At 70.0% G+C, this 12,875-nt stretch carries 14 protein-coding genes; 6 read left to right on the top strand and 8 right to left on the bottom strand.

The window, feature by feature from the left end; all coding sequences use genetic code 11:
- The coding region (locus tag B9O00_RS33910; protein ID WP_235017193.1) for a transposase at nucleotides 1–295 on the top strand (295 nt) is incomplete at its 5' end.
- 83 nt (nucleotides 296–378) lie between these two features.
- Here B9O00_RS33910 and B9O00_RS24895 read toward each other — a convergent pair.
- The 8 genes from B9O00_RS24895 to B9O00_RS24930 all read right to left on the bottom strand — a co-directional run bounded on the left by B9O00_RS24895 (nucleotide 379) and on the right by B9O00_RS24930 (nucleotide 7,365).
- The gene (locus B9O00_RS24895; RefSeq protein ID WP_085125449.1) at nucleotides 379–1,149 is read right to left on the bottom strand and encodes an SDR family oxidoreductase; all 771 of its coding nucleotides are present in this window, start codon (nucleotides 1,147–1,149) and stop codon (nucleotides 379–381) included.
- Complete coding sequence (mazG, locus tag B9O00_RS24900; protein ID WP_085125450.1) at nucleotides 1,146–2,030, bottom strand: nucleoside triphosphate pyrophosphohydrolase; 885 nt, start codon at nucleotides 2,028–2,030, stop codon at nucleotides 1,146–1,148. The genes B9O00_RS24895 and mazG overlap by 4 nt, the downstream gene beginning before the upstream one ends.
- Before the next feature lie 85 nt (nucleotides 2,031–2,115).
- Nucleotides 2,116–2,388, bottom strand: coding sequence for a hypothetical protein (locus B9O00_RS24905; protein WP_085125451.1), 273 nt, complete (start codon nucleotides 2,386–2,388; stop codon nucleotides 2,116–2,118).
- A 45-nt stretch (nucleotides 2,389–2,433) separates the two neighbouring features.
- A complete protein-coding gene (locus tag B9O00_RS24910; protein WP_085125452.1) occupies nucleotides 2,434–3,048 on the bottom strand; it encodes a short chain dehydrogenase in 615 nt (204 codons plus the stop codon).
- A gap of 125 nt (nucleotides 3,049–3,173) precedes the next feature.
- A complete protein-coding gene (locus B9O00_RS24915) occupies nucleotides 3,174–4,517 on the bottom strand; it encodes a TRAP transporter large permease (protein ID WP_085125453.1) in 1,344 nt (447 codons plus the stop codon).
- A 3-nt stretch (nucleotides 4,518–4,520) separates the two neighbouring features.
- Nucleotides 4,521–5,036: a TRAP transporter small permease gene (locus B9O00_RS24920; protein WP_159460322.1), complete on the bottom strand. Its 516-nt coding sequence runs from the start codon at nucleotides 5,034–5,036 to the stop codon at nucleotides 4,521–4,523.
- Nucleotides 5,024–6,106 (bottom strand): C4-dicarboxylate TRAP transporter substrate-binding protein, encoded by a 1,083-nt coding sequence (locus B9O00_RS24925; protein ID WP_085125455.1) that lies wholly within the window; start codon nucleotides 6,104–6,106, stop codon nucleotides 5,024–5,026. The genes B9O00_RS24920 and B9O00_RS24925 overlap by 13 nt, the downstream gene beginning before the upstream one ends.
- 89 nt (nucleotides 6,107–6,195) lie before the next feature.
- Entirely contained in the window at nucleotides 6,196–7,365 is a 1,170-nt protein-coding gene (locus B9O00_RS24930) for a hypothetical protein (protein ID WP_085125456.1), read from the bottom strand.
- Nucleotides 7,366–7,521: 156 nt separating this feature from the next.
- On the opposite strand from B9O00_RS24930, the gene B9O00_RS24935 reads away from it, so the two are divergent.
- From B9O00_RS24935 to B9O00_RS24955, 5 genes are all read left to right on the top strand, one after another.
- Nucleotides 7,522–8,250, top strand: coding sequence for a GntR family transcriptional regulator (locus tag B9O00_RS24935; RefSeq protein ID WP_085125457.1), 729 nt, complete (start codon nucleotides 7,522–7,524; stop codon nucleotides 8,248–8,250).
- 91 nt (nucleotides 8,251–8,341) lie between these two features.
- Complete coding sequence (locus tag B9O00_RS24940; protein WP_143596343.1) at nucleotides 8,342–9,190, top strand: O-methyltransferase; 849 nt, start codon at nucleotides 8,342–8,344, stop codon at nucleotides 9,188–9,190.
- Nucleotides 9,187–11,160, top strand: a complete 1,974-nt coding sequence (locus B9O00_RS24945) for an ABC transporter substrate-binding protein (protein WP_085125459.1) — start codon at nucleotides 9,187–9,189, stop codon at nucleotides 11,158–11,160. Before B9O00_RS24940 ends, B9O00_RS24945 begins: the two co-directional genes overlap by 4 nt.
- A gap of 1 nt (nucleotide 11,161) precedes the next feature.
- Nucleotides 11,162–11,854, top strand: coding sequence for a methyltransferase domain-containing protein (locus B9O00_RS24950; RefSeq protein WP_159460323.1), 693 nt, complete (start codon nucleotides 11,162–11,164; stop codon nucleotides 11,852–11,854).
- Between the two features lie 149 nt (nucleotides 11,855–12,003).
- Complete coding sequence (locus B9O00_RS24955) at nucleotides 12,004–12,852, top strand: transporter substrate-binding domain-containing protein (protein ID WP_085125461.1); 849 nt, start codon at nucleotides 12,004–12,006, stop codon at nucleotides 12,850–12,852.
- The last annotated feature ends 23 nt before the right edge of the window (nucleotides 12,853–12,875 follow it).

Below are 12,875 nucleotides of genomic sequence, written 5' to 3' on the forward strand. Positions count from 1 at the left end.
CCAGGGCTACCTGATGCCCGGCCGCGCCCGCCACGGCCGCGCCGGCGACACCGGCGCCAGACGCATCGCCCCGGGCAGCCGCATGGCCGCCATGGACGCCAAGCTCAGACGCGCCGGCCCGCGCAGCCGCTACCGCCTCAGGAAGCAGGTCGTCGAGCCGGTGTTCGGGCAGATCAAGGCGGCCAGGGGCTTCCGCCAGTTCCTGTTGCGCGGATACGCCAAGGTCCGTCACGAGTGGGCCCTCGTCTGCACCGTCCACAACCTCGCAAAGCTCCTCATCGCACGCACCGCCTGACCACCAGACATGCACCGCTCGACAAGCCACCACCCCCAGCCACCCAGCCGCCAAAACCGCCGCGCCTTTAGCCGGACAGGCTCCTAGCCGCGGTGGATCGCCAGCGGACCGAAGGCCTGCATCACCGGCATCATCTCCATGCGGTTGATGTTGAGATGCCGGGGCAGGGTGGTGACCCAGAAGATCGACTCGGCGATGTCCTCGGCGACCATCGGCTTGACGTTCTCGTAGACCTTCGCGGCCTTGTCGGCGGCGCCCTTGAAGCGGACCTCCGAGAATTCGGTCTCGGCGAGGCCCGGCTCGATCGAGGTGACGCGCACGTTCTTGCCCAGCAGGTCGGCGCGCAGGTTCAGCGAGAACTGGGTCACGAAGGCCTTGGTCGCGCCGTAGACATTGCCGCCGGGATAGGGATAGGAGCCGGCGATCGAGCTGAGGTTGACGACGTGGCCGCGGTCGCGCTCGACCATGCCCGGCAGCAGGGCGTGGGTGCAGTGGAGCAGGCCCTTGATGTTGGTGTCGACCATCGTGTCCCAGTCCTTGAAGTCGACCAGGTGGGCCGGCTCCAGGCCGAGCGCGAGGCCGGCGTTGTTGACCAGCACGTCGATGCGCTCGAAGCCCGAGGGCAGGCCGGCGACGGCCTCCAGCACCGCCTCGCGGTCGCGCACGTCGAGGGTCACGGGGTGGAAGTTCTCGCCCAGCTCGACCTTCAGCTCGTCGAGGCGGTCGGCGCGCCGGCCGGTGCCGACGACCTTGGCGCCGGCGCCGACGTAGCGCCGCGCGAGCGCCTTGCCGAAGCCGGAGGTGACGCCGGTGACGAAGGCGGTGATCTCGGCGGGGTCGAGGGTCTGGATCATCGGATCGGCTCCTTTTCTTCGGTCTGTCGGGCGGCGGTCTCCCGGCGGTCCGGGCGGCGCTCGTCGCGCTTCGCCTTCTGCCAGGCTTCCTCCATGTCGTCGAGGCTGCTGTCGACCAGGCTTTTGCCTTCGGCAGCAAGGCTTTGCTCGACCTTGCCGAAGCGCCGCTCGAACTTCGCGTTGGTATGGCGGAGGGCGGCTTCGGGGTCGACCTTGAGGTGGCGTGCGAGGTTGACGACGGCGAACAGCAGGTCGCCCAGCTCGTCCTGCAGGCGCTCGTGGCCGGCCTGCTCGGCGATCTCGTGGCGCAGCTCGGCCAGCTCCTCGTCGATCTTGGCCAGGACCGGCGCCTCCTCGGGCCAGTCGAAGCCGACGCGGGCGGCGCGCTTCTGCAGCTTGACGGCGCGCAGCAGGGCCGGCAGGCCGCGGGCGACGCCGGCCAGCGCCCCGGTCTCGCCGCGCTCGGCGCGCTCGGCCGCCTTGCGCGCCTCCCAATCTGCGTTCAGACGGGCTGCCTTCTGCTCGCCGAGGTCGGCGAAGGCGGCATCCGCGAAGACGTGGGGATGGCGCCGCACCATCTTGTCGACGATCGCGCCGGCGACCGCGTCGAAGTCGAAGGCGCGGGCCTCCTCGGCCATGCGGGCGTGGAACACGACCTGCAGCAGCAGGTCGCCGAGCTCGTCCCTGAGGCCGGGCAGGTCGCCGCGCTCGATCGCGTCGGCGACCTCGTAGGCTTCCTCGATCGTGTAGGGCGCGATGGTCGAGAAGTCCTGGGCGACGTCCCAGGGGCAGCCGCGCTCGGGATCGCGCAGCCGCGCCATGACCGCCAGCAGGCGGTCGATGTTGCGGGCGGTCTCGGGGGGCGGCGCGCGGTCGTCCATCGCCCGGCAGCATAGACGCCGGGGATGACCGGTCAACGCCGGGAGGTGCGCAGCAGGCAGGCGAAATCGCAGATCGGCGACGGGTCTATGGACAGCGGGCTGAAAGGAGCGCCATGCCGCCGCCGTCGAGCAGCAGGCGCACGTCGGCGAAGCCGGCCGCGGCCAGGGCCTCAGGCTGCTGCTCGCGGGTCAGGTAGAGCTCCGGGTTCTTGCTGCTGCCGGCCTCGACGTCGTGGTCGCAGTAGAGGAACAGGCCGCCGGGCTCGAGGCAGGCCCGGACGCTTTCGAAGAGTGCCGGCAGGCGGCAAGCTGTGGCGGGCGATCGGGGGGCCGTGCGGATGGTCCCCCTCCGGTGCATCGTTTATCGCATAATGTATATTATGGAAAATAATGGCGGTCTGTCTCAGGCGTCGCGCGACCAGCCGATGCGGTAGACCCGGCCGGTCTGTGCGCCCTCGACGCTCTTGGCGTAGCCGAGCGCGACCTCGCTCGCCGGCACGGCCTTGGTGCCCCGGAAGAACGGCCCGTAGGCCGGCAGCGATTCCTCGAGCACGGTCGGGCTGACGATGTTGATGCGCAGGCCGCGCGGCAGCTCGATCGCGGCGCCGCGGACGAACCCCTCAAGCCCGCCGTTGGCCATGGCGGCCGACAGGCCCTGGCGGATCGGATCCTCGTTGAGCAGGCCGCTGGTCAGGGTGAAGGAGCCGCCGTCGCGGATGTGTTCCAGGCCCTGCATCACGAGGTTGACCTGGCCCATCAGCTTGTCGCGGAGGCCGACCTCGAACAGCTCCGGCGTGAACTGCTCGAGCGGCCCGAAATGGACGTTCCCGGCGGTGCTGACCAGGGCGTCGAACGGCCCGGTCTGCGCATAGAGTCGCGCGACCGACGCCGGGTCGGCCATGTCGACCCGGACGTCGCCGCTGCTGCGGCCGACGCGCACGATCTCGTGTCGGGCGCTGAGCTCGGCGTCCACGGCCTTGCCGATGGTGCCGCTGGCTCCGACGAGGATGATCTTCATTGACCCGTTTCCCTTGGCGGCCTGGTCCCGGGGCGCTCTCCGCCCGGGGTGACGCCGGTTGTAGGACGGCGAGCCGCCGCCGGTCGAGCGGCGATCTCGCCGCGCCCTCTCCTGCCCCGCCTTCGCTAGAGCGCCATCGCCGGGATCCAGAGCGACAGCCCGGGGATCAGCAGGATGGCCGCCAGCACCACCAGGTCGAGCAGCAGGAACAGCGCGACGCCGCGGAAGATCTGCTCCAGGCCGACGTTGTCCGGCGTGCAGGCCTTGATGACGAAGACGTTGAGCCCGATCGGCGGCGTGATCAGGCCGATCTCGAGCAGCTTGACGACGACCACGCCGAACCAGACCAGGTCGAAGCCGTAGCCCTCGACCAGCGGCACCATGAAGGGCAGCGTCAGCACCAGGATGCCGATCGAGTCCAGGAACATGCCGATGACGACGTAGAAGACGACGATGCCGAGCACGACCAGGGCCGGGTCGGCGCCGGTGCCCTGCAGCCACTCCAGGGCGGCCGGCGTCACCCGGGTCAGCGAGATGAAGGAGACGAAGAGCTTGGCGCCCATGGCGATGACGAAGATCATCGCGGTCTGGCGCACCGTGACGGAGAGCGCCTCGGCCATGCCGGTCCAGGTCAGGTGGCGGCGCGCGAGACCGATCAGGATCGCGACCGACAGGCTGACCGCCGCCGCCTCGGTCGGCGTGAAGACGCCGAGGTAGATGCCGCCGACGATGACCAGCAGCAGCAGCCCGACCGGCCAGAGCTTGCCCAGGGCGGCGCGCCGCTCGGCGGCCGTGAAGGCCAGCGCGGGCCGCGGCGCGACCGAAGGCTGCAGCTTCGCCCAGACGACGATGGTCGCGACGTAGCCGGCCAGCGACAGCGCGCCCGGCAGGATGCCGGCCAGGAAGAGGTTCTTGACCGACTGGTCGGTGAAGATCGCGTAGATGACGAACAGCAGGCTCGGCGGGATCAGCGAGCCGAGCGTGCCGCCGGCGGCGACCGAGCCGGTCGCCAGGGTCGGCTTGTAGCCGTGGCGCAGCATCTCCGGCACCGCGATCCGGCCCATCGCCGAGGCGCAGGCGACCGACGAGCCGGTGATCGCCGAGAAGCCGCCGCAGCCGAGCACCGAGGCGATGGCGAGGCCGCCGGGCAGCCGCGCCGTCCAGACCTGCAGCGCGTCGAACAGGTCGGTCGTGATGCGCGCCTGGTAGGCGACGTGGCCGAGCCCGATGAACAGCGGGATCATCGAGAGCTCGAAATTGTGCACGAAGCCGAAGGTCGTCGAGCCGAGGATCGACAGCGTCGGCACCAGGCCGCGCGCGAAGTCCGGGTCGCCGCCCGGCCGCCACGAGAAGAACAGAAGCAGACCGAGGCAGGCGGCCAGGCCCAGGCAATAGGCGATCGGCACCCGCAGCACCAGCAGCAGCGACGCGCCGCCGAGCACCAGCAGCGCCAGGAGTTGCGGATCCATCGGCTAAGGTCTCTCGCGCCCGCCCGTGAGGTCGGTGCGCAGCAGGAAGGCCAGGCGCAGGATGATGCCGGCGAAGGCCGCGGTCGCCAGGGCCTGGCCCGGCCACTGCGGGATCGCCAGCAGGCCGTCGTAGAACTCGCCGGTCTGCCAGGACTTGAGGGTCAGCTTCCAGAAGGCGGCCAGCAGGAAGCCGAAGAAGGCGATGCCGGCGAGATGCCCCAGGCAGGCCAGCAGGCGCCGGCCCCCCTGCCCCACGCGCTCGGTGAAGACCGTCACCTCGATGTGCTCGCGCTCGGCCGTGACCAGGGCGATCGGGCCGAGAATCACGATCAGCATCAGCTCCGAGACCAGCAGGATGTCGTCGGGCACGACGGCCCGCCAGAGCGCGCGCGAGATGACATTGAGCGTGACGATCAGGCAGAGCGTGACCAGGGCGAGCCCGGCCGCCGTCACGCCGCCGCGTTCGAGCAGCGTGTGGCGTCCGGGCGTGCCGAGTCCGGGGTCGCTCAGCGGGCCCACGGATAGCCCTTGGCGGCCTTCTCGGCCGCGTAGGCCTTGATCTTCGCCTCGTAGTCGGCGAGCAGCGCGGCGCCGTCCAGGCCGGCGTCGCTGGCGGCCTTGACCCAGCCGTCGACCTGCGTCTTGCCGTCGGCGACGACCTTGGCCCGGTCGGCCTCGGAGAATTTCTCGATGGTGATCGCCTTGCCGTCGATGCCCTTGACCATCGCCGCGCGGTCGGCCGCCAGCTCGTCGATCATGACCTGCGCCATGTGGTCGACGAAATCGCTGCTGACCGCGTCGACGACCTTGCGGTCCTTCTCGGAGAGCGCCGCGTAGCTGTCCTTGTTCATGAAGATGCCGAAGGACATGTTCTGGCCCCAGTCGAGCTCGGTGACGTAGCTCGCCACCTCGTACTGCTTATAGGCCTTCATGGCGTAGAAGTAGTTCTGGTTGCAGGTGATGACGCCGCTGTCGAGGGCCGGATAGACGTCGGCCTGGCTCATCCGCTGGACGTCGGCGCCGAGGGCGGCCAGCGCCTTGCCGTAGGGGCCGGAGGCACGGATCTTCAGGCCGGAGAGGTCGGCGACGCTCTTGACCGCCTTGGTGCAGATCAGCTGGATCGGCCCGGTGGTGAAGTTCGACAGGTAGGCGACGTTGGCCTTGTCGAACTCCTTCTTCATCGCCGCATTGTGCTTCGAGAGGTCGTAGAAGGCGCGCAGCCCGACCCATTCGTCGGAGTTGTCGACCGGCAGGTCGCCCAGGTTGTAGCCGCGCAGCTCGCTCGGCGTGAAGAAGCCGATCACCGTGCCGGCGTCGGCGACGCCGGTCGACAGGCCGTTGAGCGTCGCCTTGCCGCTCAGCAGCGCGCCGCCCCAGTGGAACTCGACGCTGAGGTCGCCGCCGGAGCGCTGCTTGAGCTGGTCGGCCCACCACTGCAGCGCCTCGGCGCGCGAGCCGCGGTTCGGCCCGTAGTCGGCATAGCGGATCACGGTCGCGGCCTCGGCCCGCGGGGCGAGGCCCGGGGCCAGGCTCAGGGTGGCGGCCAGGGCCAGGCCGGCGCCGGCCAGCAGCAGGGTTTTCTTGAGCATCTTCAGGGTCCTCCCGTTCGCTTCTCGTCTCTTGGTTCAGGCTTCCGGCCGGGCGGAATCCGGTCCCCCGGGCCGGCGTCGGGCCGGCCTCAGTCGGGCCAGTTCTCCAGCAGGTCGACGTCGTTGCCGTAGCGGCGCGCCGCTTCCCGCACCTGCGGGTCGTCGAGCGCGGTCAGGTAGCCGGCGTCGATCATCACCTCGTTGTCGGCGGTCACCGTGCTGTCGAAGGTGATGAGGTCCATGTGCACCGGCGGCTCCTCCCAGTCGGGCATCTGCCGGCGGATGAAGTCGCAGGGCTTGGCGAGGTCGATGCCGAAGTGCAGCACGCCCGGCGAGTTGGAGCCGGCCGGGTAGATCTCGTAGCGCGGCGCCTTGGGGTTGAAGCCGCAGCCGAGCTCGATCAGCTGGCCGCCGACCAGCATGTCGCGCAGGATCTCGGCCTCCTTGCTGCCGCCGCCGACCTCGACGATGCGGTCGTCCCTGAAGACCACCGGGATCTTCTCCTCGAAGGGCCGCTCGAAGCCGACCGCCCACTGCGGGTAGACCACGCCGTTGATCGGCACGACGACGCTGTCGTCGTTCATCACCATGGTGCGGTCGTAGAGGTTCGGGCCGTGGCACGGCAGGTAGTGCACGTAGCAGCCCGGCTGGTCGGCGATCATCTCGCCCTTCCAGCGGGTCGTCTTGAGCAGGTTGTCGACCATCTCGCCGTTGACGTCGATGCCGAGGTCCGTGCCCCGCTCGTCCGAGAAGTGCAGCTTGAAGTCGCGGCCGCGCGGATACTGGCGCGCCGTGCCGCGGATGATCTCGCCGAGCAGCTCGGGCGCGAAGCGGGCCTGCGGGGTCTGCAGCAGGTCGAGGTCGCGGAAGTAGGTGATCTTGATCCAGCGCTGGCCCTTCTCGCGGCGCATGCGGATCGCGAAGGGATCGAGCACCGAGCAGAACCAGGTCGAGACCACGAAGGTCGCCGCCTCGAGGTGCGGCTTGGCCCAGTCGGGCATGGTCTCGTGCTGGGTCGTGTGGCTGAGCAGCACCAGCGGCTCGGTCACGCCGCGCGCCTTGGCGAGGCCGGTGATCGCCGAGATGACCCGGGGGTCGAGCTTCTTGTCGGCGAGCAGCAGCACCTTGTCGTCGGGCCGGATCGCGAAAACCCGGCTGAAGATGTCGTAGGCCGCGAAGGCGTTCTCGATCTTCGTGGTCGGCAGATCCTCGCGGGTCGGCAGGCCACGGCCGATGAACTGGCCGTCGACGTTCAGCATCGGAGCGTTTCCTCGTTATTGGAACTTAGATATCTTAGAACGGAAAATGCGTGCAATAATCCGAACCTGTCAAGCAAGCGGGCCGTCAATCGCAATTGATGTCGTTCTTTTGCATGCAAAGATGGAAGAGCGGTCAGTCCAGGAGGACCAGCAAAGGTGTCGAAGCAGCTTGCCGAGGTGAAGGACGAGATCCGGGCGCGCATCCTGTCCGGCGACTATCCGGCCGGCGCCTGGCTCAAGGAGGCCCATGTCGCGGCCGACCACGACACCTCGCGGACCATCGTCAAGCTGGCCTTCACGGCGCTGGAGAGCGAGGGCCTGCTGGAGCCGCTGGCGACCCGCGGCTACCGGGTCGCGAGCTTCAGCCCGGAGGAGGTCTTCGACGCCATCGCGCTGCGCGCGCAGATCGAGGGCCGCGCCGCGCGCCTGGCCGCCGAGCGCGGCCTGGGCGGCAGCGAGCTGCGACATATCGTCGAGGAGGGCGAGATCCCGGCGGACGCGGTGCTCGACGACGCGCTCAGGACCCGGGTCGTCGCGGTCAATGCCCGCTTCCACGGCGCGATCGAGCAGCTCGCCGGCAGCCGGGCGATCGGCCGCGCCCTGGCGGCCCTGCGCGCCACGCCCCTGTCCGGACCGAGCGCGATCGTCTTCGACCCCGAGGATCCGGCGCGCGACCTGGTGCGCCTGCGCCGTGCCCAGGAGGACCATCGGCGCATCGCCGGGCTGATCGCCGGCGGCGAGGGACGGCGCGCCGAGGCCATGATGGCCGAGCACATCCTGTCCTCTGCCGACCACAAGCGGCGCTACTTCGACGCCCTGAAGGAGCGGCGCCTGGTCACGCTGACGCCCGGCATCGCCCTGATCGCCGAGCCCGCCGGGGACTGAGCCGGCGCGGCCCCTGGCGCTCGCCGGCGGGGGCCATTATCGTGCCGGCGCCATGCAGGAAAGCCCCAGGATTCATCGGGATGTGAACGGCGTGACGGTTGAGCCGGCCGCCGGCCCGGCAGAGCCGCTGCGCCCCGGCGACCAGCCGGTGCCGGCCCGCGACGACCGCAACTGGATGCTCTCGCCGGACCAGCAGGCGCGGCTCGAGGCGGCGATCGTCGAGTGGCTGCTGCCCAGCCTGGCGGCGATCCTGGATCGGCCCGAGGCCGAGACCGCGGCGCGGGCGACCGAGGCCACGGCCGACTTCTTCCCGCTCTACCGCGGGCGGCCGATCCGCAACAACAAGGGCGGCGGGCTGATCAACGACAGCCTCTGCCTCTACCTGGTCGCCCGGCTGCTGCAGCCGGCGACGATCGTCGAGAGCGGCAGCTACCAGGGCCATTCGGCCTGGCTGCTGCGCCAGGCCTGCCCGGCAGCGGAAATCGTCACCTTCGACGTGCGGCCCGAGCAGCTGCGCCACCGCGAGCCGGACATCGACTACCGGGCCGGCGACTGGAGCGAGGCCGCCCTGCCGGCCTTCGATCCGGCGCGCACCCTGGTCTGGTTCGACGACCACATCAGCCATGCCCGGCGTCTCGTCGAGGCACGTCGCCGCGGCTTCCGCCATGCGTTGTTCGACGACAACTTCGATGCCTATAGTCTCTACGCCACGGGGGGCGCGCCGGTGCCGACCCTGGCGATGACGATCGATCGGGGACTCGCCGACGGCGAGGAAATCGTCTGGATGCGGCACGGCAAGACCTATCGCTATCGCGTCGACGGGGCGGCCTGCTCGGCCGCCCGGGCAGCCATCGAGGCCTACCATCCGCTGCCCGACCTCTCGCCGATCACCCGCTACTCGCCCGCCTCCGGAATGACCTACGCGAGGATCGCCCCATGACGGTTCCGAGCACGCTGCGCCGCCCGCTGCTCGCCGGCCTTCTGCTGGCCCTCCCCCTGCTCGCCCTGGCCGGCCGCGCCCTGCCCGCCCAGGCCACGACCGAGACCTACGAGCGGGCCGCGGTGCCGCTGCCGAAGAGCTACCTCGAGCCGGACAGCCTGAAGGACGAGGTCGAGGACCACGCGCTGCCGCCGGTCGCCGAGCGCCTGCCCAAGGTGCCGCTGGTCGTCGACGAGACCGCCGACCGCAAGCTCGGCCAGTACGGCGGCGACCTGCGCATGCTGGTCGGCCGGCCGAAGGACAGCCGGCTGCTGTCGGTCTACGGCTACGCCCGCCTGGTCTCCTTCGACCGCGACTTCGAGCTCAAGCCCGACATCCTGCAGAAGGTCGAGGTCCAGGACGGCCGCATCTTCACCCTCTACCTCAGGCCGGGCATGCGCTGGTCCGACGGCGAGCCCTTCACCGCCGAGGACTTCCGCTACTGGTGGGAGGACGTCGCCAACAACAAGGACTTCAGCCCGACCGGCGTGCCGCGCGCCATGATCGTCGACGGCCAGCCGGCGACCTTCGAGATCCTCGACGACTACACGGTGCGCTACAGCTGGCCCGAGCCCAATCCCTTCTTCCTGCCCGACCTGGCGAAGTCCTCGCCGCTCTTCATCTACCGGCCGGCGCACTACCTGAAGCAGTTCCACGAGAAGTACGGCGACGCGGCGTTCATCGCCAAGATGTGCGAGAAGTACGCGGTGCGCAGCTGGGCGCCGCTGCACAACCGCCTCGACGATCTCTACCGCTTCAACAACCCCGACCTGCCGGTGCTCCAGCCCTGGATGCTGACCAAGGAGGACACCGGCCAGGAGCGCATCGTCGCGGTCCGCAACCCCTACTTCCACCGCGTCGACAGCAACGGCAGGCAGCTGCCCTACATCGACAGGTTCACCCTGGCGATCACCTCGCCGCAGCTGATCCCGGCCAAGACCGCCTCGGGCGAAGCGGACCTGCAGGCGCGCGGCATCAACTTCAGCGACTACACCTTCATCAAGGGCAACGAGAAGAAGGCCGGCTACACGGTGCGCCTGTGGGACACGGTGCGCGGCTCGGAGATGGCGCTCTACCCCAACCTCAACGTCAACGACCCGGTCTGGCGCAAGCTGCTGCGCGACGTGCGCTTCCGCCGCGCCCTGTCGCTGGCGACGCCGCGCGAGGAGATCAACCAGGTCATCTATTTCGGCCTCGGCCTGCCGGGCAACCAGTCGGTCCTGCCGGCCTCGCCTCTTTACGACGAGCACTACCGCCAGGCCTGGGCCGAGTTCGACCCGAAGCTGGCCAACAAGCTGCTCGACGAGATCGGCCTGACCGAGCGCGGCGACGAGCGCATCCGCCTGATGCCGGACGGCCGCCCGCTCGAGATCGTCGTCGAGACCTCCGGCGAGAACCCGCAGGAGTCGGACGTGCTGCAGCTGGTCGCCGACGGCTGGAAGAAGGTCGGCATCAAGCTGTTCATCAAGCCCTCGTCGCGCGAGGTGCTGCGCAACCGCGTGTTCTCCGGCGATACGGTGATGTCGCTCTGGTTCGGGCTGGAGAACGCGATCCCCTCGTCGGACCTACCGCCCAGCGAGTTCGTGCCGGTCCAGCAGGCCTCGTTCCAGTGGCCGAAGTGGGGCCAGTACTACGAGACCAAGGGCCGCTCCGGCGAGCCGGTCGACATGGAGCAGGCCAAGGACCTGATGGAGCTCTACGAGAAGTGGCTGCACGCCAAGGGCCGTGCCGAACGGCGCGAGGCCTGGACGGAGATCCTGAAGATCGACGCCGAGGAGGTCTACACCCTCGGCCTGGTCGCCAAGGTGCCGCAGCCGGTGGTCGTCACGGACCGGCTGAAGAACGTCCCGGAGAAGGCGATCTACAACTGGGACCCGGGCGCCCAGTTCGGCGTCTACCATCCCGACAGCTTCTTCTTCTCCGGCAAGTAGCGTGGCTGCCGAGTCCGGCGCCGCCGGCCCTGCCCTCGCCTGCCCGGTCTGCGGCGTCACCGGCCCGTTCCGCGACCATCCGCGCTCGGGCCGGCGCAACGCCAGCTGCGGCCACTGCGGCGCGCGCGAGCGGCACCGGTTGCTGGCGCTCTATCTCAAGGGCCATCCGGCCGAAGGCCAGGCCGGGCGCGAGCCGCCGCTGGCCGGCCGCCGCCTGCTCCACGTCTCGCCCGAGTCGATCCTGGAGCCGCTGCTCGGCGACGTCGCCGAGTACGTCACCGGCGACCTGACCGACCCCGAGGTCGATCTCGCCATCGACCTGACCGCGACCGGCCTGCCCGCGCGCAGCTTCGGCGCGGTCATGGCCAACCACGTGCTGGAGCACATCCCCGACGACCGGGCGGCGCTGGCCGAGCTGTTCCGCATCCTGGAGCCCGGCGGCCTCGCCGTGATCACCGTGCCGGTCGTCGAGGGCTGGGAGCGGACCTACGAGGACCCGGCGATCGACACGCCGGAGCTGCGCGAGCTGCACTTCGGCCGCTGGGACCACGTTCGCTGGTACGGCCGCGACCTCCGGCTGCGCATCGCCGCGGCCGGCTTCGACCTGGAGGTCTGGCAGCCCTCGCCGGCCGACTGCGTGACCTACGCCCTGCATCGCGGCGCCAGCGTCTTCGTCGGCCACCGGCCCGGCTGACCCGGCGCGGGGCTTCGTCGCGACATTCCCGCTCGCGTTGCGCTCATCGTCGCCTTGGCTTAGCCTTCCAGGCGCAAAAGCAGCGGCGCCAAGCCGCGCGAGCGGCGGTCCCGCCGGGGCGCCCGAAGCAGACAGGGAAAGGCAATTCGATGATCCGCAGAACGTTCTTCACGGCCCTCACGCTGGCCGCGGCCGTCGGCCTGGCGCAGGCCGCCGTCGCGCCCTCCGCCAAGGCCGGCGCCACGCTCGACCGCGTGATGCAGTCCAAGACCCTGAAGGTCGCGACCGACCCGGCCTACCCGCCGCAGTCCGCGCAGAAGCCCGACGGCAGCTTCGAGGGCTTCGACATCGACGTGGCGACCGAGATCGCCAAGCGGCTCGGCGCCAAGGTCGAGTTCGTGACGCCGGCCTGGGACGTCATCACCGCCGGCCACTGGGGCAGCCGCTGGGACCTCTCGGTCGGCTCGATGACCCCGACCAAGCAGCGCGCCGAGGTGCTCGACTTCCCGGCGGTCTACTACTACACGCCGGCCAGCTTCTTCGTGCACAAGGACGCCAAGTACACCAAGGTCGAGGAGCTCGACGGCAAGAAGATCGGCGTCTGCGCGGCCTGCACCTACGAGGACTATCTGCGCGGCACCCTGAAGATCGACGCGGCGGGCGTGCCGCCCTTCAAGTTCCTGGTCAAGCCGGGCGAGATCCGCACCTACGACACCGACCTCAACGTCATGGACGACCTCAGGCTCGGCGACGGCGTCCGCCTCGACGCCGGCCTCTCGGCCCTGCCGACGGTGCAGGGCGCGATCAAGTCGGGCTATCCGCTCAAGGTCCTCGGCGACCCGGTGTTCTACGAGCCGCTCGCCGTCGCCGCCGACAAGGGCGATGCCGAGTTCGACGCCAAGCTGAAGTCGGTCATCGCGGAGATGCACAAGGACGGCACGCTGAGCGAGCTGTCCAAGAAGTGGTACGGCGTCGACCTGACCAGCGCCGGCGGCTGACGCTCCGCGGCCAGCGTCCAGCC

Origin of the sequence: Tistlia consotensis USBA 355 (assembly GCF_900177295.1) — a bacterium.
Lineage (GTDB): Bacteria > Pseudomonadota > Alphaproteobacteria > Kiloniellales > DSM-21159 > Tistlia > Tistlia consotensis.

Bases quoted from the DNA above. Each gene is read 5' to 3' on its own strand.
- B9O00_RS24895 (WP_085125449.1), bottom strand. From the start codon at position 1,149: ATGATCCAGACCCTCGACCCCGCCGAGATCACCGCCTTCGTCACCGGC.
- mazG (WP_085125450.1), bottom strand. From the start codon at position 2,030: ATGGACGACCGCGCGCCGCCCCCCGAGACCGCCCGCAACATCGACCGC.
- B9O00_RS24905 (WP_085125451.1), bottom strand. From the start codon at position 2,388: ATGCACCGGAGGGGGACCATCCGCACGGCCCCCCGATCGCCCGCCACA.
- B9O00_RS24910 (WP_085125452.1), bottom strand. From the start codon at position 3,048: ATGAAGATCATCCTCGTCGGAGCCAGCGGCACCATCGGCAAGGCCGTG.
- B9O00_RS24915 (WP_085125453.1), bottom strand. From the start codon at position 4,517: ATGGATCCGCAACTCCTGGCGCTGCTGGTGCTCGGCGGCGCGTCGCTG.
- B9O00_RS24925 (WP_085125455.1), bottom strand. From the start codon at position 6,106: ATGCTCAAGAAAACCCTGCTGCTGGCCGGCGCCGGCCTGGCCCTGGCC.
- B9O00_RS24930 (WP_085125456.1), bottom strand. From the start codon at position 7,365: ATGCTGAACGTCGACGGCCAGTTCATCGGCCGTGGCCTGCCGACCCGC.
- B9O00_RS24945 (WP_085125459.1), top strand. From the start codon at position 9,187: ATGACGGTTCCGAGCACGCTGCGCCGCCCGCTGCTCGCCGGCCTTCTG.
- B9O00_RS24955 (WP_085125461.1), top strand. From the start codon at position 12,004: ATGATCCGCAGAACGTTCTTCACGGCCCTCACGCTGGCCGCGGCCGTC.